The organism is Bradyrhizobium sacchari (genome assembly GCF_002068095.1).
Taxonomy (GTDB): domain Bacteria; phylum Pseudomonadota; class Alphaproteobacteria; order Rhizobiales; family Xanthobacteraceae; genus Bradyrhizobium; species Bradyrhizobium sacchari.
On record NZ_LWIG01000062.1, the window covers coordinates 57,955 to 83,571 of the forward strand.

29 protein-coding genes and 3 pseudogenes are annotated in these 25,617 nt (G+C 60.2%); 19 read left to right on the forward strand and 13 right to left on the reverse strand.

Annotated features, from left to right (window positions below; genetic code table 11):
* Positions 1–12: 12 nt before the first annotated feature.
* The 6 genes and pseudogenes from A5906_RS45720 to terL all read left to right on the forward strand — a co-directional run.
* Positions 13–476: phenylacetate--CoA ligase family protein (locus A5906_RS45720; RefSeq protein WP_430642447.1), on the forward strand; the 464-nt coding region annotated here is incomplete at its 3' end.
* 3 nt (positions 477–479) lie between these two features.
* A pseudogene (locus A5906_RS45725) lies at positions 480–1,243 on the forward strand (phenylacetate--CoA ligase family protein); the annotation flags it as partial.
* Positions 1,244–1,757: 514 nt separating this feature from the next.
* A complete protein-coding gene (locus A5906_RS37235; RefSeq protein WP_136615760.1) occupies positions 1,758–2,429 on the forward strand; it encodes a hypothetical protein in 672 nt (223 codons plus the stop codon).
* Between the two features lie 97 nt (positions 2,430–2,526).
* Positions 2,527–3,960, forward strand: a complete 1,434-nt coding sequence (locus A5906_RS37240) for a site-specific DNA-methyltransferase (RefSeq protein ID WP_245327112.1) — start codon at positions 2,527–2,529, stop codon at positions 3,958–3,960.
* Positions 3,957–4,382, forward strand: coding sequence for a DUF5681 domain-containing protein (locus tag A5906_RS37245; RefSeq protein ID WP_080140085.1), 426 nt, complete (start codon positions 3,957–3,959; stop codon positions 4,380–4,382). The genes A5906_RS37240 and A5906_RS37245 overlap by 4 nt, the downstream gene beginning before the upstream one ends.
* A 167-nt stretch (positions 4,383–4,549) precedes the next feature.
* Positions 4,550–5,785 (forward strand): phage terminase large subunit, encoded by a 1,236-nt coding sequence (gene terL / locus A5906_RS37250; RefSeq protein ID WP_245327113.1) that lies wholly within the window; start codon positions 4,550–4,552, stop codon positions 5,783–5,785.
* A gap of 9 nt (positions 5,786–5,794) precedes the next feature.
* Here terL and A5906_RS37255 read toward each other — a convergent pair whose 3' ends face one another.
* The 3 genes from A5906_RS37255 to A5906_RS37270 form a co-directional block, all read right to left on the reverse strand.
* Positions 5,795–6,178: a restriction endonuclease gene (locus A5906_RS37255; RefSeq protein ID WP_080140087.1), complete on the reverse strand. Its 384-nt coding sequence runs from the start codon at positions 6,176–6,178 to the stop codon at positions 5,795–5,797.
* Positions 6,123–6,719, reverse strand: a complete 597-nt coding sequence (locus A5906_RS37260; protein ID WP_080140088.1) for a hypothetical protein — start codon at positions 6,717–6,719, stop codon at positions 6,123–6,125. Before A5906_RS37260 ends, A5906_RS37255 begins: the two co-directional genes overlap by 56 nt.
* Before the next feature lie 444 nt (positions 6,720–7,163).
* On the reverse strand, positions 7,164–7,559 hold the full coding sequence (locus tag A5906_RS37270) for a hypothetical protein (protein WP_080140122.1): 396 nt from the start codon (positions 7,557–7,559) through the stop codon (positions 7,164–7,166).
* A gap of 297 nt (positions 7,560–7,856) precedes the next feature.
* On the opposite strand from A5906_RS37270, the gene A5906_RS37275 reads away from it, so the two are divergent.
* The 3 genes from A5906_RS37275 to A5906_RS37285 are packed head-to-tail and all read left to right on the forward strand — an operon-like array spanning position 7,857 to position 10,357.
* Positions 7,857–8,663 (forward strand): YqaJ viral recombinase family protein, encoded by an 807-nt coding sequence (locus A5906_RS37275; protein WP_136615768.1) that lies wholly within the window; start codon positions 7,857–7,859, stop codon positions 8,661–8,663.
* Positions 8,647–9,789: an ERF family protein gene (locus A5906_RS37280; protein WP_080140089.1), complete on the forward strand. Its 1,143-nt coding sequence runs from the start codon at positions 8,647–8,649 to the stop codon at positions 9,787–9,789. The genes A5906_RS37275 and A5906_RS37280 overlap by 17 nt, the downstream gene beginning before the upstream one ends.
* Positions 9,790–9,844: 55 nt before the next feature.
* Positions 9,845–10,357, forward strand: coding sequence for a hypothetical protein (locus tag A5906_RS37285; RefSeq protein ID WP_245327114.1), 513 nt, complete (start codon positions 9,845–9,847; stop codon positions 10,355–10,357).
* 438 nt (positions 10,358–10,795) lie between these two features.
* Here the strand turns inward: A5906_RS37285 and A5906_RS37290 are convergent, their stop codons facing one another.
* From A5906_RS37290 to A5906_RS37310, 4 genes are all read right to left on the reverse strand, one after another.
* Complete coding sequence (locus tag A5906_RS37290) at positions 10,796–10,984, reverse strand: hypothetical protein (RefSeq protein WP_080140090.1); 189 nt, start codon at positions 10,982–10,984, stop codon at positions 10,796–10,798.
* A gap of 58 nt (positions 10,985–11,042) precedes the next feature.
* Positions 11,043–11,387: a hypothetical protein gene (locus A5906_RS37295; protein ID WP_136615762.1), complete on the reverse strand. Its 345-nt coding sequence runs from the start codon at positions 11,385–11,387 to the stop codon at positions 11,043–11,045.
* 180 nt (positions 11,388–11,567) lie between these two features.
* Entirely contained in the window at positions 11,568–11,804 is a 237-nt protein-coding gene (locus A5906_RS37300; RefSeq protein ID WP_080140092.1) for a hypothetical protein, read from the reverse strand.
* 405 nt (positions 11,805–12,209) lie between these two features.
* Positions 12,210–12,419 (reverse strand): cold-shock protein, encoded by a 210-nt coding sequence (locus A5906_RS37310; RefSeq protein WP_080140125.1) that lies wholly within the window; start codon positions 12,417–12,419, stop codon positions 12,210–12,212.
* 438 nt (positions 12,420–12,857) lie between these two features.
* Here A5906_RS37310 and rpsU point away from each other — a divergent pair, with 438 nt between their 5' ends.
* The gene (gene rpsU, locus A5906_RS37315; RefSeq protein ID WP_080140126.1) at positions 12,858–13,139 is read left to right on the forward strand and encodes a 30S ribosomal protein S21; all 282 of its coding nucleotides are present in this window, start codon (positions 12,858–12,860) and stop codon (positions 13,137–13,139) included.
* On the opposite strand, the gene A5906_RS37320 is transcribed toward rpsU, so the two are convergent.
* Both A5906_RS37320 and A5906_RS37325 read right to left on the reverse strand, forming a co-directional pair.
* Positions 13,129–13,407: a DUF1488 family protein gene (locus tag A5906_RS37320; protein ID WP_080140094.1), complete on the reverse strand. Its 279-nt coding sequence runs from the start codon at positions 13,405–13,407 to the stop codon at positions 13,129–13,131. The two genes, rpsU and A5906_RS37320, sit on opposite strands and share 11 nt — an antisense overlap.
* A gap of 123 nt (positions 13,408–13,530) precedes the next feature.
* The gene (locus A5906_RS37325) at positions 13,531–13,827 is read right to left on the reverse strand and encodes a hypothetical protein (RefSeq protein WP_080140095.1); all 297 of its coding nucleotides are present in this window, start codon (positions 13,825–13,827) and stop codon (positions 13,531–13,533) included.
* Positions 13,828–14,300: 473 nt separating this feature from the next.
* Here A5906_RS37325 and A5906_RS43400 point away from each other — a divergent pair, with 473 nt between their 5' ends.
* The gene (locus tag A5906_RS43400) at positions 14,301–14,627 is read left to right on the forward strand and encodes a hypothetical protein (protein ID WP_080140096.1); all 327 of its coding nucleotides are present in this window, start codon (positions 14,301–14,303) and stop codon (positions 14,625–14,627) included.
* A 205-nt stretch (positions 14,628–14,832) separates the two neighbouring features.
* On the opposite strand, the gene A5906_RS37335 is transcribed toward A5906_RS43400, so the two are convergent.
* The 3 genes from A5906_RS37335 to A5906_RS42225 form a co-directional block, all read right to left on the reverse strand.
* Entirely contained in the window at positions 14,833–15,069 is a 237-nt protein-coding gene (locus tag A5906_RS37335; RefSeq protein WP_080140097.1) for a DUF6894 family protein, read from the reverse strand.
* Positions 15,070–15,728: 659 nt separating this feature from the next.
* A complete protein-coding gene (locus A5906_RS42785; RefSeq protein ID WP_161495484.1) occupies positions 15,729–15,899 on the reverse strand; it encodes a hypothetical protein in 171 nt (56 codons plus the stop codon).
* Positions 15,900–16,299: 400 nt separating this feature from the next.
* Positions 16,300–16,518, reverse strand: a complete 219-nt coding sequence (locus A5906_RS42225; protein ID WP_136615764.1) for a hypothetical protein — start codon at positions 16,516–16,518, stop codon at positions 16,300–16,302.
* A gap of 286 nt (positions 16,519–16,804) precedes the next feature.
* Here A5906_RS42225 and A5906_RS37355 point away from each other — a divergent pair.
* From A5906_RS37355 to A5906_RS37395, 8 genes and pseudogenes are all read left to right on the forward strand, one after another.
* Positions 16,805–17,568, forward strand: a protein-coding gene (locus A5906_RS37355) for an IS5 family transposase (RefSeq protein ID WP_167523602.1) whose coding sequence is annotated in 2 segments (ribosomal slippage) — positions 16,805–16,864 and positions 16,867–17,568 — 762 coding nt in all. Because the reading frame shifts where the segments join, the coding sequence is not laid out codon by codon here.
* Between the two features lie 235 nt (positions 17,569–17,803).
* Entirely contained in the window at positions 17,804–19,438 is a 1,635-nt protein-coding gene (locus tag A5906_RS37360) for a recombinase family protein (protein WP_080140099.1), read from the forward strand.
* A 98-nt stretch (positions 19,439–19,536) separates the two neighbouring features.
* Complete coding sequence (locus A5906_RS37365; protein ID WP_167523591.1) at positions 19,537–19,821, forward strand: hypothetical protein; 285 nt, start codon at positions 19,537–19,539, stop codon at positions 19,819–19,821.
* 270 nt (positions 19,822–20,091) lie between these two features.
* Complete coding sequence (locus A5906_RS37370) at positions 20,092–20,298, forward strand: hypothetical protein (protein WP_080140101.1); 207 nt, start codon at positions 20,092–20,094, stop codon at positions 20,296–20,298.
* A 596-nt stretch (positions 20,299–20,894) separates the two neighbouring features.
* Positions 20,895–21,987, forward strand: a pseudogene (locus tag A5906_RS37380) (Mu transposase domain-containing protein); the annotation flags it as partial.
* A pseudogene (istB, locus tag A5906_RS37385) lies at positions 21,920–22,640 on the forward strand (IS21-like element helper ATPase IstB); the annotation flags it as partial. The pseudogenes A5906_RS37380 and istB, both read left to right, overlap by 68 nt.
* A gap of 239 nt (positions 22,641–22,879) precedes the next feature.
* A complete protein-coding gene (locus tag A5906_RS37390; protein ID WP_136615765.1) occupies positions 22,880–23,890 on the forward strand; it encodes a glycosyltransferase family 2 protein in 1,011 nt (336 codons plus the stop codon).
* Positions 23,887–24,675 (forward strand): class I SAM-dependent methyltransferase, encoded by a 789-nt coding sequence (locus tag A5906_RS37395; protein WP_080140104.1) that lies wholly within the window; start codon positions 23,887–23,889, stop codon positions 24,673–24,675. The genes A5906_RS37390 and A5906_RS37395 overlap by 4 nt, the downstream gene beginning before the upstream one ends.
* On the opposite strand, the gene A5906_RS37400 is transcribed toward A5906_RS37395, so the two are convergent.
* Complete coding sequence (locus A5906_RS37400) at positions 24,672–25,601, reverse strand: GNAT family N-acetyltransferase (RefSeq protein WP_080140105.1); 930 nt, start codon at positions 25,599–25,601, stop codon at positions 24,672–24,674. The two genes, A5906_RS37395 and A5906_RS37400, sit on opposite strands and share 4 nt — an antisense overlap.
* Between the last annotated feature and the right edge of the window lie 16 nt (positions 25,602–25,617).

Here is a 25,617-nt window from a genome sequence, read left to right on the forward strand (position 1 = left end):
GAAGGATCAGCCATGACCGCCCATTACGACGCCCTCGAGACGCGCGAGCAAGCTGCGCGCGAGGCCGAGCTGTTTTCGCGCCTGCCCGGCGTGCTGCGCAGCGCGATGACGGCGCCCGCCTATGCCGAGCGGCTCAAGAGCGTGGATCCCGACACGGTAACCACACGCACGGCGCTGGCGGGCCTGCCGGTGCTGCGCAAGTCGGAACTGCCGGCCCTGCACAAGGCCTCCGCGCCCTTCGGCGGCTTCGTGGCGGCGGCACCCGGCTCGTTTGCGCGGCTCTTCACCTCCCCGGGACCGATCTTCGAACCGGAGGGACGACAAGCCGATCCGTGGCGCGGCGCCCGGGCGCTGTTCGCGGCCGGGTTCCGCGAGGGCGACATCGTGCTCAACACCTTCAGCTACCACCTCACGCCCGGCGGCTTCATCTTCGACGCGTCGGCGCGTGCGCTCGGTTGTGCGGTGATCCCGGCGGGNNNCGGGTCCCGGCAATACCGAGCAGCAATTCGAGTTGATCGAAGCCTACCGGCCGGTCGGCTACAGCGGTACGCCCGACTTCCTGAAGATCCTGCTCGACGCAGCGGCGACCGCGGGCCGCGACGTCTCATCGATCAAGCGCGCACTGGTCTCGGGCGCGGCCTTCCCGCCCTCACTCCAGGCCGAGATCAAGGCGCGCGGCATCGACGCCTACCAGGCCTTCGGCACTGCCGATCTCGGCCTCATCGCGTTCGAGACCGAAGCCCGTGAAGGCATGGTCGTGAACGAGAACCTGATCATGGAGATCGTCAAGCCCGGCACCGGCGATCCCGTGGCGCCGGGCGATGTCGGCGAGATCGTCGTCACCTCGCTCGACGCGCACCATCCCTGGATCCGGCTTGCGCTCGGCGATCTCACTGCCGCGCTGCCGGGCGCCAGCCCCTGCGGCCGCACCAACATGCGTATCAAGGGCTGGATGGGCCGCGCCGACCAGACCACGAAGGTCAAGGGCATGTTCGTCCGTCCCGAGCAGGTCGCTGAGATCGGCAAGCGTCATCCCGCGCTCGGCCGCTTGCGTCTCGTCGTTACCCGCCAGGGTGAAACCGACGCGATGACGCTGAAGGCGGAAACGACGGCCGCAAGCGATGCGCTGCGCGAGGAGATCGCCGGCACCTTGCGGGCGGTGACAAAGCTCGGCGGAAGTGTCGAACTGGTGGGCCCCGGCGCGCTGCCGAACGACGGCAAGGTGATCGCTGACGAGCGGTAAAGCATAAAGCCGCCAACCTCCAATTCCCTGCTAACAGGGAATTCTGCAGGGAAAACTCGGCGGCCGAGGCGCGCGCGGCGTTGAAGCGCGCCAGCAAGTGCCTTGAAAACACGGCAGTTGGGCACTGAAGCGTCAAAACGGTATCAGGGAAATGTTCGGAGCCGATCAGGGAAGGCGGTGCTCTCGAACAGGGAGCGCAAAGCGCGGAGAAGCTTTCACACCCATCGCGGACACCGGGATTTGAGCAGCTCAGAAGGATGCTCGAGTCGGCTCCGCTTTCCAATGGCTGACTCCAAGCCCTCCATGGCGGCCTATCTCGATAGTCTAGTTACCCCGCACCGCCAATGGCGTCAGGTAACCGATGTGGACGTGTTTTGGCTACCCACGATCGGGATCACGTTTGCCGGCTCGGCGCGAGTGATCGTAACGAGGACCGTAGCGCTACGGATTGAACGTTAAACGGCTGAGCCTCACGTTTGATCTTGGGGGCCCTATTAGCATCGAAAGGGACAACATGCCCCATTGCGAATCGCTACAACCGGAAGAACGCGATAACCGACGCTCGATTGCCGATGCCGTGGATCTTCTGCACCAGCACGCTGCTTTCGACGGAGGCCACACCGTAAAAATCCGGATCGGTGGCTTGCGACTTCCCTCACAAGATATCGTCGGCTTGGTCGCCGTTTGTGCCGAGAACGCGGCGGCGGAGACATCTTTCATCGTCACGCTCCCCACCTGCAAGAAAATCCGAGCCCGAAGTCACAGCCGCGAGGACCTCGAAGAGTTCGACATCTTTCAATTCGGCGGAGCGACCGTCCATGGCAATGGCAATGTCGAGCTTGTCGATGGCACGCGGCTTCGCGCCGTCGATGTCATCCCCGTATTGCTGCCCTACAACCTCACCGAGCTCGACTGGGTAATTCTGCGTCGCACCATCGAGATGAAGGGGGCTGAGCAGGAGTGCTACACGTACTCGATCCCCTTTGATCGGCCCGTCAAAGCGTTCGATTGCCGCAATCTGCCCCTTAGGGGGACGGCTCCGCCGGTGAAGGAGATCCTGCGGTACATTGCCAAGCGAGAGCCTACGCTGAAACGCCTTTCCAGGCAAAAGGTGGACGAGACACTGCGCAAGTTCGGGATGTGGAGGCCTCGAACCCGGCGCCTTCAGTCGGTTGCAGCAGGTTGAAGCGCATTGTTGCCACAATTCGACTAGCGCCGTGGCTGATGCGCGAGTTGTGAAGATGCTGAATACAGGGGCTTCATCAACAGGAATGGAGCTCCCGATGACCCTGGACCGCGCCACGATGGAGGCCGTCCACAAACTCCGGCCTGCCAAGAGCAAGCCTCGCCCCTCCAAACAAGCATTAACCGCCTCGACTGACCCTCGCGCCCTGCCAAATCAGCTTGATTGGGGTGAAATACGGCTGCTGCCGACCCTATCCCTCAAGCCCGCGCATAAGAACGCGCGAACGCACGCCAAGAAGCAAATCAAGCAAGTCGCAAACTCGATCCTGCAGTTCGGCTGGACCTATCCGATTTTGGCGGACGAGGATCGGATCATCTGCGGCCATGCCCGCTGGGAGGCGGCCAAGCAGCTTGGGCTGAAGGAGGTCCCCGTCTTGATGATGCGCGGCCTTAGCGACGCCGAAAAGCGCGCACTGGCGCTCGCCGACAACAAGATTCCGGCGAACGCAGGCTGGGATCGCAAGCTGCTCGCCGAAGAACTCGGTGAGCTCGCCTCGCTCTTGCCCGACTGCGATCTCAGCATCGACATCACCGGGTTCGAGCCGGCCGAAATCGACGGGCTTATGCTCGATTTCGGCAACTCCGAGCACGATTCAGCTGACGCGTCCTGCACGCTCGGAGAGCAGCCCATCAGCCACAGGGGCGAGCTGTGGCAGCTTGGCGCGCATCGCGTGCTGTGTGGCGATGCCTGCGACCATAACGATTGGGCAAGGCTGATGGGGTCCGATCGGGCCCGCATGCTGATCGCCGATGGGCCCTACAATGTGCAAATTTCCAAAACGCTCGGCCGCGGCAAGATCAAGCACCGCGAATTTGCGGTTGCATCCGGGGAGATGTCGCCGGTCGAGTTTACCGATTTTCTCACGCGCTGGATGCGCCTGGCCGCCCAATTCTCGCACGACGGGTCACTGCACTTCGCGTTCGTCGATTGGCGCCATATTGGCGAAATGCACAACGCAGGTCACGCCGTCTTCGGTCCGCTGCAGAACCTGGTGGTCTGGAACAAAACCAATGGCGGCCAAGGCAGCTTTTACCGTTCCCAGCACGAACTGATCTTCGTCTACAAAAACGGGGATGGGCCACATCTCAACAATGTTGAGCTGGGCCGCCACGGCCGCAACCGCTCCAACGTCTGGACCTATGCCGGCGTCAATACCTTCCGCCAGGATCGCCTCGATGATCTCACGGTGCATCCCACGGTGAAACCGGTCGCCTTGATTGCGGATGCAATCAAGGACTGCACACGGCGGGGCGATCTCGTTCTCGATCCCTTCCTGGGATCGGGCACCACCCTGCTGGCCGCGGAGCACGTCGGCCGCCGCGCTTATGGCCTGGAGATCGATCCGCTCTACGTCGACGTCGCGATCCGCCGCTGGCAGGACGTCACCAAGCGCGATGCCATCTTGGTCGCCACCGGCCAGACCTTCGACGAGGTCACCGCTGCGCGTTCCGGACCGGAGAGCAGCACATGAACCGGCGCAAGCAATCAGGCCCGGGTACGGCCGAAGGAAATCGAGGCGAAGGTGTTGGTTACGGCCGTCCCCCTCGCGAGCATCAGTTCAAGCCGGGGCAATCCGGCAACAAGAACGGCCGACCCAAGGGATCCAAAAACGAGGCGACCCTCATCAACGAGATTCTCGACCGAAAAATTCCCATCCGTGACAACGGCAAGATGCGGAAGATCACCGTGCTCGAAGGCATCCTGACCAAAGCTGCCGACGATGCGCTGAAAGGCAAGGACAAAGCGGCCGCCTTCCTTCTCAACCGCAAGCAGCAGGTCGAGTCTAGCGAACAGCCTGCAGCGCCGCAGCTCGACATCGACGATCGGAAGGTCTTGGATTTTTATAACGCACAGCTCTACGAGCAATTCAAAAAGCAAGGAGACTCCAAATGACTGCCCACGACTTCGCATTGTTGAGCGCCATCTTGCGCGCTGACTTCGTCAGCTTTGTCTACCGCTGCTTTCTTCACCTCAATCCTGGCGCGCAATTCCTGCCCAATTGGCACATCCAGGCGATTGCCTATCAGCTCGAGCGGGTGCGCCGCGGCGAGATCACCCGCTTGATCATCAACATGCCGCCGCGTTACCTCAAATCGATCACGGTATCGGTGGCATTCTCGGCGTTTTTGCTCGGGCACGCGCCAGGCCGCCGCATCATTTCCCTCAGCTATGGCGATGACCTCTCGGCCAAACACGCCAGCGACTTCCGGTCCATCGTGCATGCCGAATGGTACCGGCGCGCGTTTCCCAACATGCGCATCGCACGCAGCACCGAAACCGAGCTGGTCACCACCCGGCGCGGTTCGCGCCGGACGACATCGGTCTCCGGGACGCTGACAGGGCTCGGCGGCGATCTAATCCTGATTGATGATCCGCAAAAGCCAATTGATGCGCAGTCGGAGGCGCGCAGAACCGGTATCAACCAGTGGGTCACCAATACGCTGATGTCGCGGCTCGACAACAAGCAGACCAGCGCGGTGATCGTGGTGATGCAGCGCGTTCATCTGGACGATCTGTCCGGTTTTTTGGCCAGCTCATCCGATGACTGGAAGGTGCTCAGCCTGCCCGCGATCGCCGAGACCGACGCCGCGATCCGGATCGGCCCGGATCAATTTCACCTCAGGAAGGCCGGGGACCCGCTGCATCCGTCTCATGAGTCGATCGAGACGCTGCGCAAGCTGCGCCAAACGCTCGGGCCCGACGTATTCGCCGCGCAGTACCAGCAGGCGCCGGTTCCGGCCGGCGGCGCCATGATCAAGCGAGACTGGCTGCGATATTACGACCAGGTCCCCTCAAGGGAGGTGCTGGGCTGCCGCATAATCCAGAGTTGGGATACCGCCGCCAAGAACGGCGCCCAAAATGACTGGTCGGTCTGCACGACGTGGCTGGTCGTCGATGGGAATTACTACCTGCTCGATCTTGTGCGCGGACGGTTTGAATATCCGACGCTGCGCGACACCGCGCTCGAGCTCGCCAAGCGCTTCAAACCGCACGAGATCCTGATCGAAGAAGCCTCCACCGGAATCGCGCTGGCCCAGGAGCTCGGCGCGAAGGGCGATTGCTTCGTCAATCCCATTAAGGTGGACCACGACAAGGTCGGCCGCCTCTACGTCCAGCAGGGCAAATTCGCCGCCGGCCGAGTCTGGTTGCCCAGGAACGCGCCGTTCCTGGCCGAGCTCGAGATGGAGCTTTTGACCTTCCCGCAAAGCCGCCACGACGATCAAGTCGACAGCATCAGCCAGGCGCTTGCTTACGATGACACCAATGGCTACGATCACACATTCAGTTGGCTGTGATGGTTGCTGCTAAGCGAGCCTCTCCATCACCCAATCGTGCAGCCCGAGCCGCATGATGGTCGAACCTAACTCGCGACCGGTCCAGACGTGAACGTCGGCGCGGTCGTCGGGGGTCAGCGCCCTCTTCGGCGAATGACAAATGAAGAAGAACCGGTCGAACTGCTCGGTAGCGTCCATCCGGCGGATATAGGCGTCCAAGGTCTTTTGGCTGGCGGAAGACTTGGCCTGAACTGCTGCCCGCTCGTTGATCACCGCATGCTCCAGCTCAAGGTCAACCAGCTTCTTGGTGCCGCCGAGCACGGAGACCTGATTCCAGCCACTGCGCGCAAAGATGATGTCAACAAGGGTTTCGAAATCGGCCCAGTGCAACAGCTGCAGGGCCTCGATCGTCACCTCGAGCAGCGCGATTCGGGCTTGGCTCGCCTTCGACGATCGGCTCCTCGATGCCATTGATCCGCCGTAGCAGGTAGTCCTGCGCTTTCACGGCGCAGATCGTCCGACGATAGCTTGCGACCTTGGTGAGCTTGGTGCTGAGCGAGTTTATTTTGAGCGGTGTCCCATTGATGTCGGTGTTGCGCCACCCGCCGATGGCTGTCCTGAAGCGTTCGCCTGGACGCGTTGGATCAGGTTTGACCCAGGTGACCTCTCGCTCCGCAAACGTCCACCACAGATGATCGCGCGCGAACGTGACCCAAAGACACCTTTCGTCCAATTCGTAGAAGTCGGCAACCTCCTGTGCGTCGCGCGCAGCGGCCTGTGGCGATCGGCCCCAACGCATCAGATGCGCGATGATCTTCACCCGGTCGGCTTCCATGGCAAGTTCGTGGCTCACCGAACCGTACCCGAAGTGCAGCTCAGCACGGTCGAGGCTGCTCTCCCAGCGGCCGCCAGCGCCGAGCTTGATGTACCGAACCGTCGTCGCTGAAACCTTCATCCCCGTAGCTGCCAGCACTGATAGCTCGGGCCGTCGAACTTATCCAGTTTTGGGATAATCCAAGTTCGGGATCAAATTCACCGCCGCCGATTCTCTGGCCCGGCGGTCATGCAAAAGTCCCTGAGATCCGCGGAACATGCCCGCCTGATCAAACTTCTTGTCGCAGCGCGACAGAAGGCCGGCGTCCGCCAGCATGCTTTGGCCAAGAAGCTTGGCCGGCCGCAATCCTTCATCGCCAAATACGAGGACGGCGAACGGCGGATCGATTGCCCAGGCACTGGGCGCCGATCCCCTGAAGCTGTTCCGGGACTTACTGTCGACCCGGGGCTCGGCACCGAAGCAGCCCAGGCGCTAAGCCCAACACCTTCGGTGCGCGGTTGAGGAGCTTTACGGCACCCATCGGCCGGTGCGGCCAATTTCCAGAACGAAGCCACTGACCTTGCCTCACCCGCGTGCCAAGCCTAGCAAGCGAAGCGTCCGCTTCTGCTGCGCCAAAGCGGCCCGGTCGTAGCGCTCCAGCCCTGGAAGCCCTTTCAAATCTGCCGGCAGCGGGCCGGTCAGAAGCGCGGCCAACATCGCCTGCCGCAAGCTGCGGATTTGCAGCAGCGCGAGCTTGGAGCGCGCAAGCGCCATCGCCGCATCGGGCGCGACCTGAGGCCCGAGTCCCGAAGCAATCGCGACGGCAAGATTCGCCGCCTCGGCAGCATCGCTAATAGCGCTGCGCGCCAGCCCATGGCGCAGCGCGTTACGGCTGGACCTCGCCTTGCCACCCGCCGTTTTCGGCCCGGTGCTGCGCTTGGCGTTGCTGCGATTGGCTTCGATTTGTCGAATTGAGGTCATCTCCGAGCTCCTCGGCCGGGGCGGGTTGCGACCCCGAAAGCTCGCTCCAACCTCCTGATACATCAAGGGTTTTCGCACCAAAAGAACCGCAAAAATGCTGCAGAAACGACTGGCATTCCCGCGCAAAAGGAGCGTTAATCATTGGACCGGCCTTTCGGCCCTTGGCCCCGCTCTTTCCCCTCGCAGCAGCGGGGCTTTTGGCGGTGCGGCGGCAAGCCGCATGTGCCAACCAAGGAGAGACCGGTGACCACCAATGTAACCGACGGCGCCGAGGCGCCCCATTCCAGCATCACGTTCATGCCCCATGACCGGCGCGCCTTTGTCGGCGGCTCGGACGCGCGCATCATCATGGGCGACGATCAGGACGCGCTCCTTCGCCTGTGGCGGGAAAAGCGCGGCGAGATCGCGCCGCAAGATTTGTCCCGCAACCTGATCGTCCAGCTCGGCATCGCCACCGAAGCGCTTAACCGCAGCTGGTACCAGGCCGCCACCGGGCAAGCGATCACCGACATCCAGAAGCGGGTGCGGCACCCCATTCACTCCTGGATGGCGGCCACGCTGGATGGCATCGTCGCCCCGACCGGCGCGGTGTTCGAGGCCAAATTCATGCTGCCCTGGGGCTTTACCGAAGAGGCCGCGGCCGAGAAGCACATGGCGCAGCTGCAGCACAACATGTGGGTGGTCGCGGCGCGCGCGGCCGTGCTCTCGATCATCACCGGCGGCGGCAAATGGATCGAGATCACCCTGCACGCCGACCCGGTCTATCAGCACCTGCTGCTCACGGCAGAGAAGAAGTTTTGGCGCTGCGTGCAGAGCGGCGAGCCGCCGCTGCTGTTTGGGATCGAGACCCCACGGCCGCGGCTCGCCGCCGTCAAGGTCGTCGACATGACCGCGTCCAATCTCTGGGCCGAATGCGCCGCGATCTACCTGCGCACCCGCGACGCCCATGCCGAGCATGAACTGGCCAAGGCCGAGCTCAAGAAGCTGCTGCCGGAGGATGCCAAGGAGGCGTTTGGCCACGGGATTCGCGCCAAACGCTCCAAAGCCGGCGCCGTCAGTTTTGATCCGGTTGAGATGGAGGCCGTCCATGCACCAGGCCAGTGAGAAGATCGGCGCGATCGCGGCGGCGCTGGCCCGCGCGCAAGCCGAGCTGACCAACCCGGAAAAGACCCTGACCGCTCAGATCCGCTCGCCGTTCCTGCGCGATGACGACCGCACCTTTCGCTACGCCTCGCTGGCGAGCGGCCTCGACATCGTGCGCAAGACCTTGAGCCAGCAGGAGATCGCCACCATCCAGACGACCCGGGTCGAGCCAACCACCGGGCACATCCACCTCACCACCCTGCTCGCCCATTCCTCCGGCGAGTGGATCTCCTCGGACTGGCCGGTCTGCGCCGCACGGGACATCGAGGCGCCGCATCGGATGGGTGCGGCGTTGACCTACGCCCGACGCTACGCCCTGTTCGCGCTGGTCGGGATTGCCGGCGAGGATGACCTGGACGCCCCGGACACGGTCGCCGGTCCCGTCGTACCGCCCAACCTCAAGGCCGCCCCCGGCAAGGACGCACTCAACCGTGCGCCCTTGCTGCGGCCGGGCGAGTCCGCCGCACTCCGGGAGCAGCTCTTGCGCCAGCTCGAAGCGCTGCCGGCCAACACCGATCTGCTGGGTTGGGCCCGGGCGAGCCTCCCGCTCAAGAACAGCCTGCAGGAGCCGGACGCCCGGCGCGTCGAGGCAGCCTATCAGGCCAAGCTTGAGGACGCGAGCCGTGCTCAGGCCGAGCAGTCGGCCGACTTGGGTGGCGTCCCACCCCTGCCGGCAGCGCCGCTCCCGACCGAGGCCGCGCTGCAGCCCGCGCTCGCCGAGGGCCGGCTCGCTCATCCCAAGGAGCCGCCCCGCAAGCGCAGCAAGGCGCACCTGCTGTTTGTCCGGGAGCAGCCCTGCCTGGTGTGCCGGCAAACGCCGTGCGATGCCCATCATCTGACATTCGCCCAGCCGCGGGCGCTCGGGCGCAAGGTCAGCGATGAGTTCACGGTGCCGCTGTGCCGCGCCCATCACGAGGAGCTGCATCGGCACGGCAACGAACGGGCGTGGTGGGCGAACCTGCAGATCGCGCCGCTGCCGCTCGCACAGGAGCTGTGGGCGGCGAGCCCGGTCCACGGTCCGGCCGACACGGCGGTCGGCGCCGCAGCCGTCCTCGCCAACCTGGGCGCGGAGGCCGAATCCCGATGAACGGCCCTTCCAAACCGCACTGACCCCCACTGCGCTGCCGGCAGAGTTTGCGGTCTTGGCGCCGCCGCCCCTGCTGCTGCCCGGCGAACACCTCGACCGTTACCACGCGCTGCAACAGGCCATCTTTGCGGACCTCGCGCCCCGATCCGCCATCGAATGGCTGCTTGCCATCGATGTGGCCGAACTGTCCTGGGAAATCCAGCGTTACCGCATGTTGCGGCACAGATTGCTCGAGACCTCTCGCCAAAAGGCCATCGAAGCGGCGCTCCGGCACATCGACATGGTCGGGATCGATCCCGACTTCGAACGCCAGGCCGAATACTACACGCAGCAAAATGCCCTGAGCTGGCGCACAGACCCGATCGCTGCGACCGAGATCGAGGCGCGGCTGGCCGCCTATGGCTTCGATCAAGACGCCGTCACCACCGAAGTCTACGTCCAGGCGCGCGAGGTCCTGGTCCTGTTCGAAGGCTTGCTCAACGCCGCACAAACCAAACGCACGTTGCTGCTGCGCGAGATCAGGCATCAGCGCTTCGTCAGCGCACCGATGCGCCGGCCGCGCTTCTAAAGCAGATCGAGCTAGGCCGTGTACCCATAAACCCGGCGGCGCGATGCGAATAAAGAAATTTCTGCATTGGTCCTATAGCGACAGACTCCGTGCGGCAGCGCAATATGTCGCCATGGCGCAAGCAGCGGAAGTCAACGTTGGCCGAAATGAAAGAGGCCCGATTGTGTGACGTAGAGGCCCGGGTTGCTTGAGCTAATGCCTCGATGTCCTTGCGGACGATCTGGCGAATTTGATCTGTGCGATCTGGATCGGGCGCTGGATTGGCCCAGCCAACTCTCAAAGTATGCGGTCCCGGTGCTGGATATGTTGAACTTGGGACCCGTGCTTGGCCTACGACCTCACCCACATCAGAGCACGCAGGCCCTCCTGTTCCAACGCCTGCAGTGCCGCAAGCACGTTGGGGACCGCTGTCTGCGGTTCAAACGCCCCAACAGCTCGTTACGGTCGGTTCATCCCTGCATTGGCCTCGCGCGCCAGTCGCTGCGCCTTTAAGCGCTCGCGATTTTCCTGGAAGGACCGCTGCGCCTTTGCGTAGTCAGTCGCTGGGGTCAGCGGCTCACGAGCTTTGAATGCTTTGTTGGCCTCGCGAATGGCTCGATCACGGGCGAACTCTCTTTGTTTCATCATCTCTCAAACTCCAAATTGAGCGGCAACGCACAGCCGCCATTCACGCTCGCTTATCGCCTCAGCCGGCAGATCGACTTGCCTTCCGGCGGTCGACGCGAACGCGGCTAAACTCTTCAGGCCCGTCAAGCAGGTGTCGCTTGCTTGCAGCTTTATCGTCGGCGGTCAGGTTGGCATTGATCATATCGTCAATCGTCTCGCCGGCCATCTTGCGTGCGCGCCGCTCTTGCCTGTCTTCGGATGGGTCCGCTCCTTTTACCTTGAGGCCACTTTCGACCAGCTCACACACCGCCTGCGACAAGGTGAGCCTCTCGGCTTGGCGCTTCGCCCACTTGACGATCGCCGCCCGCAGCAGAGGTGTCGGCCGAAAGACCATTGAGGCGTCGCGATTGCTACGGCTCTTCATTTTCGCGTTCATCTGCACCGCAGGCTTTGGTGGGAGGCGGGACGGTCGGCGTCACTGTACGTGTCAGGGACAACAGGTGGCGCCTGCATCGGTTCCTCACCGGACGGACTGGCGCACTGAAGGACAGTTGAGCATCGCACGCGCTCGCAACGCGCCAAGCCGGGTGAGCTGCTCGTTCGCCTACAACATCGTCAGCTTGATCAAGCCGTCTTCGATTTGGCCAAGCGCGAACCGCTCGCGGGCTAGTTGCTCGAACCGCTTGCGGTGCTTGTGCAGATAGTTGAAAGCCTGATTTTGCGACGCGAAGTTGGTCTGAAGGCGGCACATCTGCCGCACCGTGCCGATGGCCAGCACAAAGGTGACAGACTGTCCGTTACGCGAGTTGACCTCGGGGGCGATCCGCACATCGTTCAGCATATGCCGTCTTCCACCTTTTGACGAAGCCCTGTCTTCTATCGGTGCTGATAAAGGCTTAATGCGGCAGCCCTATCCAGCATTCCCTTTGCTGCGCTTCTTCTTTGGTGGCGGCAGAGCTGTCCGCGCACTCGCTTCCTCCAACAGCCTGGCTTCCCGCAACGCGCGAAGCCGCTGCATGTTCAGACGGACTTCGACGGCCCGGCGGTTCGCATCTGCCAGAGCTTGCGCGCCTTCCTCCCGGGCCACACGCTGCCGGTTGGCGCGCGCGACGCTATCAGGGGATGGCTCGCCCGTCCTCTTGCCAGTCATGTCTCATCCAAATTGAAACGCGCAACGCCCGCTCAACCCTGTGATCGAGCGGGCCGCACTGCCGTCTCAGTACATCCGTGAAACGGCGCTACGATATCAAGCCAGCGACAGGTTCTCAGCGCTGACCTTGCCTCGCATCTTGTCGGTCTTGATCTCGAAAGCGACCTTCTGACCCTCTCCGAGTCCGGAAAGGCCAGCTCGTTCAACAGCGCTGATATGAACGAACACATCGTTGCCGCCGTCGTTCGGCTGAATGAAACCGAAGCCCTTTTGGCCATTGAACCACTTAACAGTACCTGTCGTCATTTTCTTCTCCAAAGCGCGCAAGCGCGTGCCGCGTGACAATCACACGGCCATCTTCAACTTCGTCGATGTCTTTGGAAAAGGAGCCCGCGGGCGCATTCAACAAGGCACAGCGGCTAATCGAACAACTCCTAATATACATCACCGTTCGGATTTTGCAAGGTGGGAAGACATTTTGTTTTCATCCGGCTCGTTCTGGTCCTCCCTCCAGGGAGGCGCTGATGGAGTCCGTAGGTCTTTATAAAGCGCTTTCTTGATTGACAGTGGTCAACGAGCGTGGGCACGTTGATGTCACCAGGCTGCATCGCTGCTGCAAGCAGATCAGCATGTCACCTCCGCGACGAATGTCGCCGCCGCTATTCTCAAACTCGCAATGAAGCTCCTGCGCATTTGGCTGCCTGCAGGAACTGCCCCATGGCAGCCAAGAGCGAGGACGATCAATTGCAGGTACTCGTCAGAGACAACAATGTTGAGCAGGCCCTTCGTGTTCTCAAGAAGAAGATGCAACGCGAGGGCGTGTTCCGGGAGATGAAGCAGCGACGCTCCTACGAAAAGCCGTCGGAGAGAAAGACCCGCGAGAAATCCGAAGCTATTCGCCGAGCGCGCAAGCTCGCCCGCAAGCAGGCGATTAGAGAAGGACTGCTGCCCGCGCCGCCGAAAAAGAAGCCTTTCGAGCGCAAGCCGCCCTTGCCGGAGGTCAAAGCACGCGTTCCTACGACCTGAAATCGATGCCTCGCAGCACGATGCCCGGTGGCGTGCCTTCGAACTCCGTCGCGCGATATTTGCTTGCGGCACATGCCTCGATACGATCCCGCAGGCGGGTGAACTGGGCTTCGCGCTGCTCGGGTCTGACTTGCGGCCCGCCCTCGAGATGGTCCATCGCCGAGGTCGAGATCGCGCAGGGAACCTCTTTGGCTCCATCGTGCATCGAGAACCGAACAATCATCCGGTCGTATTCGTGGCCGATGAAGCGGCCGCTGGTTAGTGTCATGGCTTACTCCGTTAGGTTGATCGTGTGTCGGCATTATCGCGCGCTCAAATCACCTCCCGCGACGGCGCAGCTTCTCGTCGCGCCGAATGGCACGGGTCGCGATGCAGGCAGCGCTCGTTCGCCTCACTCCTCCCCCGACAACCGGGCGAAATCGTCGAACAGTGCTGCCACTAGCGCGCGGTGGCGCGTGTCCTCGGAGGACAGGCTTGCAGCATAGAGGTTGAGGAGATACCGCGCTTTGGCTGCGGCCTCGGGCCATGACGCGGCCGCCACTGTCAACAGGCGGTTCTCCAGATCGGCCTCGCGCTCACGCAGCTCGCGCATATTGTTCTCGACCTCGGCCAGCGCTCGGCGCAAATCGGTCGCTTTCTGCGCGGCCATGCCGCGATGCTTGTCGAGATCGACAGTGTGGTCAGTCATTGGTGACACCCGCATCCCGGTTGGGCCCTGCGGACACAAGCCATTCGATGCCGCGGATGCGGAAAGAATGCCCGAACGCGATGGTCTTGCCGCGAGCAGATAGTCATGCACGCTTGCCCTTCGCAGTGAAGTCCGATCGAAGCCGACCGGGACGACCATGCTCCGATGGCCCGCCAATAGCCAGCACTATCCTCATCCCGCGGTAAACGACCTCCTCACGACGCGACCGACCTGCAACGCATTTAGCGCTCGCTAAAGGCTCAGCGGGGGCGTAGGGTCGCTGTCATCACCGCACTTCTCAACGGCTTCGACCGGTGACTGAGGGTCACGTGTGCTCCCGCCGAAGGCTTCGCAGGAGCGTTCGATGCAGCGTTTTCGCTTTTCGGAATGGATCGTGCCGCCGGTGATCGTTCCCTTGTTTCTACTGCTTCTCGTGTGCGGAGCCGCCGTCCTCAATGGCTAGGTCCACCCGAGTGCCGTATCTGGTCAGTGGAACCAACGAATACGGCGGCTCCAATCTCGGGCGTGGCAGTGCCTCGGTCGCGCTACGGCTCGCCAGAAGATTTCTGCGTGAAGGCTACATGGACGTCAGGGTCTGCACTCCGCGGGGCCGCGTGCTGCAGTCGGATGAACTCGACGAACTCAAACCACCAAAGGAGCGCGACATGGCGAAGGGACAGCAACGCGGCAATCGCGAAGCCAAGAAACCGAAAAAGGACAAGGCCAAAGTGATCGCCGCAGCGCCGAGCCGCAAGGAAGCGGCTTGGCAGCCTGATTTCGGGCCTGCAAAGAAGAAGTAGCTTAGTGCCGAGCAGACGGATCCTATCTCGCTAGGCTGTGTACCATTAAGCGGCTGGCGCCTGATACCGCTCGCCCCGCTTCAAGCGCGGTTTTAGGCTTCGGACGCCAGCCGCCGAACACCGGCGCGCCCATGCGGGGCAGCATCAGAAAACCTCTTCACAAGAGTTGACGTCGGAGAAGGAGACGGCCTACCACGGAGCCGGCTCAGTGCCGAGTCGGCCTTCTCCGCGTTACCTCGCTGACGTTTCCCTTTTCGTCGCGAACCTCAATAATCATTTCGCAGAGGTACGACTTCTGGGGGTTCCCCTCAGCTTGTGTTGCGAAGCTGTTGAGCACTTGCATCGCCAAGTCCCTGGCCGGCGCCAAACCCGGTAGCCGCATGCCGACCTCATCGACGCTAATGGCGTCGCCGTCTCTCAGGTCGAAATAGAAAATGGGCATGAGGCGCTCTCATATTGAGGCGGGAGCGCTCGCATCTCTCAGCCACCAGCGCCTGCAAGAACACGCGTTGCTGATGGTGGCTTTTAAATCTCTCCACTCTGCCGAGGTTCCTAGTCCAGCGGTTTGAGCCCGCGCGAATCCAGCCACTCGCTTATGTGCGAGCCGCTCTCGGCCTGGCGAGCCTTGCGGAGCGCTTCATCGCGTACAGGTCCGTGGGGGAGGAGTTCGGCCTCTTCGCGGAGGCGCCTGGCTGCTTCGGCAAGGCGAGCTTCAAGAGAGCTCGTTTGCTTAACTCTGCGGCGCTCTGGCACGGCGCACTCCTTGAGTCGTTGAACGACTCCCAAAACGTCACAAGCAAGATCCAGTTCCTATAGAGAAACCGGTCCGCCAGCGGCGACAATCGGAGTGTACCGGAATGGAGGAGGCCGCACACCGCAATTGCCTTACTCTTTGGGTTGCTCTGAAGGCCAAGCTGTGGGGACAGGTTGTTGAAGCAGCTTCCGTGAGCGCTCAAGTGCTTCGTACGAGCGAAGCAGCATCTCGCGCGTCACCGCCTGCTTCAAGCGCTCGCGTTCTAGACGTATCTCGACAAATCTTTGAAACCATTCCCGCTCGCTCGGCAACATCGGCCTCTCCCGGAGCGCGTCGGGAACATTAACTCAGCTTGATCCACCGGGTTCCGTTGTGGTTTTCGGGTGCTGGCGCTCTTGGCAATCCGCCATCTGGCGGTACTCTTCCGCCATTTCCTTCAGCGCGAGCCGCGCCTCCGGGGAGGCTGCAAGCGCGGCCTGCTGTTCGCAAGTGCGTTGGAGTTGGCGGTAATTGTCCATTGGCGCCAATTCACAGAAGCAGGCGGCGTTCCCAATTTAGGACTATGGTCCGTCCTTTTTGACTCTCATGTTCCGGGCCAAGTCGTCTTGGCCGTCCGCGAGCGTGTCATAGGCCTCCGCCATCCGGAGGTATTGAGCGCTCGTCTCCGGGTCTTTCATCAAATCACTCTTAGCTCGCAGTTCTTCGGCTTGGTCTCGGTAGCGCTTTGCGTTCGCTGAGTAATCCATCTATTCCCGATCTTCCCGGTATGCCTTGCATTCCGTCAGATACATCGCGCTTTCCAACACGGACAGGCGAAGTGCTTCGCGACAATGCAGTTGTTGTGCCCGCAAGGCGCGTCTCGTCGTTTGGAGCGCTTGGCTCTCTTCAATCGCCAACCGGGCACGCGCGAGCAGCGGATCATCCATCCCGCGAGGATGCCGGCGGGGAAACTCCGTCGCCATCATCTATGTTACTTTTCGTGTTTTCTTTCGGAAAGGGTTTGTAGGTCTTGCGACCGAGGAAGGTATCGAGTTCAGACTGCTTCAGCACATCACGCGCCTTGCTAATGGCGTCACGCGCCATTTCGACGTGTGCAGCATCAGACATTAGCGGATGGATAGGACGCCGGATCGGCATTGCCGCGCTCCCTGCTTTGCAGGCGGGAGCACAGACAGTCTCTCTGCCATCGACGCCTACGGGCGGGGCCTCGGCCGATGATGTGGGACAATACCACCACGAAGCGGCGGTTCCAAGCGTCTTGCCAATCCCAACTGATGTGTCCGCGCGCTAAGGCTCAAACTCCGTAAAACTCAAACATAATAGCTCTGCTGTCAGGCGGATGCTGTCCAAACGCCTAGACTGGAAGTTCATTGAGCTCGTGCTCCCCGGTGTGATTCAAACTCCCAAACTGGGAGCTCGAATCATGCGCTACGCACTCACCGACAGAGAGTGGTCTGCCATAAGGCCAATGTTGCCGAACAAGCCGCGCGGGGGGTACCGCGGGTGAATGACCGCCGTGTACTCAACGGCATCTTCTGGGTATTAAGATCTGGGGCGCCATGGCGCGATCTACCAGAGGCCTTCGGGCCGTACACGACTTGCTACAATCGCTTCGTTCGCTGGCGACGAGCAGGTGTGTGGGCGGCGATTATGAAGGCCTTGGCAGCCGCCCATGATGTTGCTGTGCAAATGATCGACACGTCGATTGTCCGCGTGCATCAACATGGAGCCTGCATCAACCGGAATAAAAGACAATGCATGGGACGCTCACGGGGCGGATTGACGAGCAAGATCCATGCAGTCGTGGATACAAACGGCCTGCCTGTCCGACTTGCACTGACGCCTGGCGAAGCCCACGACAATCGGCTCGCTGGAAAACTCCTGTCTCGTATGAAACCTGGATCGATGCTGCTGGCGGACCGTGGTTACGACGCCGATTGGATAAGAGAACTTGCGAATAAGAAAGGCGCATGGGCGAACATCCCACCAAAAAGCAATCGCAGCGGCCCGATCTGCTTCAGCCCGTACCTATATCGCGCTCGCAATCGAATTGAGCGGTTCTTCAACAGGATCAAGCAATGTCGTCGGGTAGCGACGCGCTACGACAAACTTGCCGCCAATTACCTCGCTTTCGTCCAACTCGCGTCCATCAGGCTATGGCTCGGCGCTAATGAGTCCACGGCCTAGATCGTCAACGCCACTGAAACGGGGCAGAAGTAAGCAGTTCAGGAAACGCCGCGCATTGCGCATTGGCATTGCGAGGCGGACCGGCTGTGTCTTGACCGGTTGATCAGGCGGTCCAGAGCCACGAATGCCATTCGCAAGCGCAGCAATCCAATGCATACCGTAAGAGTTTGATCCTTGAAGAGCGACAGCTCAAGCTGTTCTATGTGTTGGTGGCTCGCGTCCCGATGAGGTGAAGATGAGTAATGCGCTCATCGTTCACAAAGTCCATCTGACAAAATCGCTCCTCAGCGCGCGGGCAGCGCAATATGTCCGCATGTCCACTGATCGGCAGCAGTACTCGATTCAAAATCAGGCTGCCGTCATTGCCGCCTATGCCCACGCCCACAATCTAACGCTGGTTCGAACCTATAAGGACGAGGGCGAAAGCGGGTTGCTCCTGAAGAACAGGATCGGGCTCGTGCAATTGCTCGAGGATGTCCAGAGCAACCAAGCCGATTTTGGTCATCTCCTAGTTTATGACGTAAGCCGATGGGGCCGTTTCCAGGACGTTGACGAAAGCGCGCATTATGAGTTCATTTGTCGGCGAGCTGGCATTCAAGTCTCCTATTGCGCTGAGCAATTCGAGAACGATGGGAGCATGCTCGCGAGCATCGTCAAGAACATCAAGCGCGTGATGGCCGCCGAGTACAGCCGCGAGCTGTCCGCGAAGGTCTACGCCGGTCAATGCCGCTTTGCGCGGCTCGGCTACAAACCCTGCGGAGGTGCTGGTTATGCGCTCAAGCGGGAGCTCGTCGACGAAAATATGCAGACGAGACGAGTGATGAAAAAAGGCGAGCGGAAGTACCTTCTGACCGACCACATCCGCATTAGACCGGGCGACCCCATGGAAATCGCGGTTGTGAAGTGGATATTCAAAAGGTTCTTAGAGATTAAGTCGGAGACGGTGATCGCTTGGGAGCTCAACCAAAAAGGACTTGTCTCGAGTACGGGCATGCCATGGACCCGCGCCGCGGTTGGCACTGTTCTCAGAAACGAGAGCTATATCGGCAACCTTATCTTCAATCGGAAGTCCCAAAAGCTCCGACAGGCCGCGGTGAGGAATCCCCCTGAGAAATGGATCAGATGCGAGGGCTGCATCGAGCCCATCATTGACTGCGAGGTCTTCTTCAGAGTTAGGAAAATCATAGAAGAGCGGCGCGTTGACCTTTCCGAAGAGGAAATGCTCGTGCGGCTCCGCAAAACTCTTCTCAAGGAAGGGCGCTTGACGCCCGCTATTATCGATCGGACTCCGGGACTGCCCTGCTCTGCGACCTGCCAAACCCACTTCGGCAATTTTCGAAATCTATATCGGTTGCTTGGTTACATCCCGAAGCGAAATTATGAATTCCTCGACTCGCGTCCGGTTTGGTCCGAACTAAGATCGAAGCTCGTCGAACAGGCTGCGACCGCGATCAAAGCGGCGGGCGGACGCATAGATTCCGGCGGCTGGAGCAACTGTATCCGCGTGAATGGAACGGCGTGTCTTTCGGTAAGGGCTGCTCGTTGGACCCCTGGCCAAAAGTCAACGCATGCACCGCACTGGAGCATCGAGCGCGAGGCCTGCCTTCCTCACGGCTGGATTGCTGCCATCCGGCTCGCCGAGCACAACAAGACAATCCTGGACTACGTACTGTTGCCGACCGATGGCAAAGTAAAGCGTACCATCCGCTTCTCGGAAGCAGTGCGAATGCGGAGGGGAATTCTGCGTTTCAAAACGGTCAACGGCCTTGTTCGAGCGATCACTCGGCGCCTTGTAGGAGCGCGAGCTACCTCCCAAACCAGGCCAGCGCCCACCGGCCGACAGAAAACGGTACGATCCAAAACTGGCTGAGGCCACGGCCGGCTCTGGTGAGCTGCATCTGGATTTGCTAGTCCTCCGGGTGGGCTTTGATAGCCGCTTTAGGACCTGATGTGATGGGCGGCAGATCGATGGTTGCAAAGATCCTCAGAGACGAACTCGCGTCGATCGGCATTCAGTCGCTCACCATCCAGGAATCAGAGAGCATTGCGGCTCACATCTTCGAGCGAATCTCTGATCCTGAATTGGAGCTGCACATGACGTTTCCGTTGCCGCGATCGCGACTAGCCTTCGCGATTTTTTTGCTGTGCAGCTTCGATACGCGCCGCGCAAGTATTAAGCGGCCTCGAGGCCAAACCTCCGCCGACAACGATCACGCCAGAGGTGAAAGGGTGGAAGTTGCCGTGGCTGTATGATGACCGGGTCGACGTGCATGAACGAGCTACCAAACGGCAAGGGTCCCCGTGAACGCCGGCGAGTTCCCACTCTATGGTCGGCAGGCGACCACTGATGATCGCCATCTCAGTTAACGCCCGCCGCCCCCAAGCCGGCGGGTTTTTCGATGAACTTTGACCGATCAGTTCGACCGCGGACGTTAACTGGGCTTTAACATTGGTTGTGCGGCGGCGCGGACTCCTATAGATAGTAGACAGGATCTGCGTCAGCGTCAGTTGCTTTTGAGAGTCATGATTACGTACAAGCAGTACCACATCGAGCGAGTTGAGCACGGCCCAAGAGGTTGGGTTGCCCGCATCACGCGGGCGGATGGCAAGAACATCCGCACCATCCTGCCGGCCTCTGAGCATCCCTACCTTGAAACGAAGCCCGCCGCCTCCGCTGAGGCGGCCGAGGAGCTTGCCAAGGAAGGGATTGACTTTGGCGGTGTGGTTTAGCCGGGTTTTCGAAGCTTATCCTCAGCACATTCGAGCGCCACTCCGCGCCGACGTGGGAGATAAGCGACTAAAGCTTGAGTTGCACCGCCCTCAGTGCCGCGATCGGAATCGTGTGGGCACGACCAAGCTCTATCAGCCTCTCACCTCAGACTCATGACGACACGCCATGCTTTCCCAGCCACGCCAATGCTGCAGAGCAAACCGCTGAAAGCAGAGCGGTCCAAAACCAGGACCGCCCGCGAGCCGCGCTGACCGAGCGCAGATACAAGAAAGCTCCAAGAAGCCTCCCGTAGTTCCTTCGAAATTCTCCGTTAAGCTTGGCTACTTCCGGCAGATCGGACAAAGCCTTGCATTCCTCGGCCATTGGCTGGGCTCCATTTGCGGCTGGACCAGCACCCTATAAACTACTGTTTTGCCCGACGGCGCAAGTTCAATTTTCGGTTTTTTCGATGCAACCAAATTTGAGCCTCTGTATAGCCTGGCCACCAGACAGCTGTCATTAGGCTTGCTATTGCCCCCCTAAGCCGGGGATCGGCGTCCAAAATTGCCCCCCAAAGGTTGGGCTGGTACTGCTGCTGCTTTGGACGAAGCAGGTGGTCGCCCAGGTCCGGCTCTGCCACAGCCGCATGCTGTTCGTGCGGGCCTATCCGCGGGAGACGCAGATAGTCTTCACGCCCATGACCGGGCGTTCGCCCTGTTCAAGGGCACCTGCAGTCGCGGCATCCACGACAACATGAAGACCGCGGTTGAGACCATCTTCTTCGGCAAAGGGCGGCTTTACGATCGCCGCTTCATGCAGATGTGCAGCCATTACCTGGTCGATCCGGTCGCCTGCATGCCGGCGTCGGGCTGGGAGATGGGCCACGTCAAGAACCAGATCGGGCTGGTCAGGGAACGCTTCTTCACACCACGGCTGAGGTTCAAGCACCTGGACGAGCCAAATGCCTGGCTGCTCGACAAGTGCATCGCTTGCGCGAAGGCGCATCCCCATCCGGAATTGGCGGAGCAGACGATCTGGGAGGTGTTCGAAGCCGAGCGTCCCAAGCTCGTTCCCTATGCCGGCAGGTTTGACGGCTTCCATGCGCTGACGGCGTCGGTCTCGAAGACCTGCCTGGTACGCTTCGACAACAACAAATACTCAGTCGCAGCCAGCGCGGTCGGGCGCCCGGTCGAGGCCCAGGGTTATGCCGATCGAATCGTGATCCGCCAGGATGGAAGCATTGTTGCTGAGCATCCGCGATCCTTTGGCTGCCGTGGCGAGACGACCTACGATCCCTGGCAATATGTGCCGGTGCTGGCTCGCAAACCCGGCGCCTTGCGCAATGGCGCTCCTTCAAGGACTGGGACTCCTAGCAGCGATCGAGCGGATCCGGCTCAGGCTGATCAGCACAGACGATGGCAATCGAGGTCGACATCCCCAATGCGGGCTGACGGTCGGTCTGCCGGCGGTGGAAGCCGCCTGTGCCGAAGCGGTCAGGGTCCGCCGACGTCGCGCTCAACATCCTGGCCCCGCAATGCGAACCCGCTCCACCGCAAACATCATGACGCCGGCCGCACTGACGCTCCGTCATGCGCCGATCGCCGATTGTGCCCGTTACGACAACCTCCGGAGGACCTGCTGATGGAACGAACTCAAATCTTCGACCTCATGGGCGAGCTCAAGCTCTACGGCATGAAGGCCGCGTTTGACGAGGTCATGGCGAACACCATCAAGCGACAGCATGACCTCAGCGCATCGTCGGCGACCTGCGCAACGCCGAGATCAACGAGAAGCAGGCCCGGTCGATCAAGTACCAGCTCACCATTGCCAAGCTGCCGCTTGCCAAGGATATCGCCGCCATCCAATTCGAAGGCACGCCAATCAACCAAACGGTCGTCACCGATCTTGCCGGCGGTGGCTTCATCGCTCAGCAGCACAACGTCGTCCTGGTCGGCGGCACGGGCACCGGCAAGACCTATCTGGCCATCGCAATTGCCAGGAGCTGCATCAGATCAGGTGCCCGTGGCCGCTTCTATAAGGTGATCGACCTCGTCAACCGCCTCGAGACCGAGACCCGCAGCGGACGGCAGGCCCGGCTTGCAGACCATCTGACCCGGATGGACTTCATCGTCCTGGACAAACTCGGATATCTGCCCTTCGCCCAGTCCGGCGGCCACTTCTGTTCCATCTCGTCAGCCGCCTCTACGAACGCACCTCCGTCATCGTCACCACCACTCTCGCCTTCGGCGAATGCCTGAGCGTGTTCGGCGATGCCAAGATGACCACCGCGCTGCTCCATCGGCCGCCCTGCCACTGTGACATTGTCGATACCGGCAACGACAGCTGGCGATTCAAAAGCCGAGACGAAGATCATACCATCCGCGCTCGTCTCGCCTCCGCTATCCCGGCCAGCTCCGACGAGACGAGCGATACCGCCAAACCTCGCCGCCCGACGGGGTCAAAATTGGACGCCGATGAGGGGTCAAATCTGCAAGCCGATTGACAGTTGGTGACGTATGAGCAAGGAAGTGTGCAAAGTGAACCAATTGCGTGCCTCAGGAAATTTAGTCGCTCGAGGCGGCTAATCCCCTGGTTGTGCTATTGAAGGTCAGCTATAAACAGGATCTTTTTAAGCGCGAGGCTAGATTGCCAATGACGAGCGATGAACCGCCCCGACCTATAGTCTCTATCGTCATTCCAGCGCATAACGAGGCCGAGAATTTACCGATCTTGCTTCGCGAGCTTTGCGCCACAATTACTCCGCTGGCACGGCTCCAGATCGTGTGCGTCGACGACGGAAGCACCGACGGCACTTTCGCCGTCTTGCTCGATGCTGCAAAGCAGGACCACCGAATCAAGTATATTCGTTTGTCGCGAAACTTTGGCCATCAGGCTGCATTGCGTGCGGGCCTTTTCTACAGCACCGGCGATTGCGTAGTTTCGATGGATGCCGATTTGCAGCATCCGGTGCGACTTGTTCCGGACATGATCAAAAAATGGCAAGAGGGATATGAGGTCGTTCTGACCAAGAGAAAGCAGTCCGACGACTTGCCAATATTCAAACGTTTCACCTCCGATCTGTTTTATTTGGTAATTAACGGGTTGTCCGACGTATATATTGACCCGGGAAGTGCTGACTTTCGCTTGCTTGATCGAAAAGTCGTCGACGTAGTGAAGTCACTATCGGAGACTGACTTCTTTCTACGCGGAATCATTCCTTGGGTCGGATTCAAGTCGTGCAATATCGAGTACATGCCAGACCGCCGCCGGTTTGGTGATACCAAATATTCGCTACGTAAGATGATATCCTTTGCCATATCTGGCGTGGTTTCAAACAGCATTCGTCCATTACGGATCGCTACACTACTGTCAGCGATGATTTCAGGATTGGCGGCGCTATACATGCTATATGCGGTGCACATCTATTTCGTTTATGGACAGGTGGTTCCGGGCTGGGCCTCGGTTGTTGTTGTGGTGTGCTTTATCGGTGGGCTCCAGCTCTTGGTAATGGGGGTCGTCGGGGAATATATCGGACGGATTCTTCGAGAAAGCCGCAAACGACCGGGTTTCGTGGTATCGGCAACCAACATGAATGCACAGGCTGGCGAATGATGGAACGCGGTGACGACCTGGTCGAGCGTCAGAGGGAGCATTTCAATTCGATCGCCGGCCGTTATCAATCTGCGCGCCGTGGGGACAACCATCTGCATCTCAAACATCGCTTATGGGACGACGTGTTCTCCGATCTTGTGGACTTCCGAGATAAGCAGATCGACGTTTTGGAACCGATGTGCGGATTCTGCGATGGTCTCGACATCTTATCCCATCATCTGTCTAAGAACCTGACCTACAAAGGTTTTGACTACAGCGATGCGGTCGTTGAGACAGTCCGAAGGCAACGGCCCGGCATTGATGTTTCCCAAGCGGATGCGACGAAGTACCGTGCGCCCGATAATGCGTTCGATGTCATTATCCTCATCGGCGGTCTCCATCACACGCCGAGCAATGCAGCGCAAATTGTCGCAAACTTGGTCCCGACGCTGCGTCAAGGAGGGATTTTTGTCAGCTTTGAGCCGACGCACGGCAATCCTATCTTCAGAAAAGTAAGGGAACAAATCTATCGTAAGAATTCCCTTTTCGACGAGGAGACCGAGCAGGCATTTCCTGTGCACGCCCTAATACAGCTGTTCAAGGCTACGGGTCTGAAATCGCGGAAAGTGCTTTATCCCGGCTTGGTATCCTACGTGCTTTACTATAACCCCGACGCCTTTCCAGGCCTCAACGTCGGGGGCCGGCGGTTGGTTGATGCCACATACGCGTTTGATAAACTCTTCTATACCAACCTCGTGGGCCGCGCGCTTTCGTTCGCTACTTTGTCAGTCTGGACCAAACCTTAAAGACCGTCCCAGTCGCCGATCTGGGTGCGCCAGCGCAGATCCACCGTTTGAGCTCGAGGATATCGCACAAACAAGACCTGCTGCTTAGGCATTAGAGAGGGCGGCACGAAAAAATACCCCGATCGAAGAGGCTTGAACGGAAACCAATTTGCCATCAGGAAGACTGCAACCATGCCGTTTTTACCGGTCCAGCGTTGTACCTTATGCAATAGGCGCGCCGCCAAACCTTCGGTCGAATGAAACTCCATTACAATGGCAACGTTCATGCCGAACAAGCGGAAGCTCCGGACGATTGCAAAACCCTCGGCGCCCCCGCCGATCACTTGATAGCTGAACGCAGGGTGCTGCTCATATCGCCACGCCAAGTACTTTGCGTCCCTGTGCACGCTCGAATATGGCGGGTTCTTAGAAACAACTGCCGAAAGATCGAGAAAGTTGATTTCGTTCTGATCTTCGGAGAGCCGCCCGCCAATGACGGGCAAAATTGGTCTGACAAAAGTCTGAACTTCTGCGACGGCCCTGAAGCCAGCTTGCTCGATTGCCCGTTGCGATTGACCGTTTGGAAAGCAGATCAACAATTGATCGTCCAATCGCTGGACAATGTCAGATAGACATTCGCGATATAGACCGCGTCCTCGCATTTCCGGAGCGGTCATGATGTCGCCGATCTGCCATCCCTTTATTGGCCCGCGACCGGGCAGATTAAAAATAAGCGGAAATGCCGAAACGCCGGAAACCGGCCGAGCCCCGTTTCTGACATACGCGATGATTGCTTGCCCCGCAGGGGTGTCGTACTTCCACCTGTAAAATGCCTCGGTCAGCGTTACGCCGATTTCGCCAGCCCAGCGCGACGATCCAAATGCCTGGCGTAGCGCAGTCACATGCTGAGATAGACTGATCGCATGCGCCTCAGAAACTTCCGCCATCAGCGCCGAGTTCCGT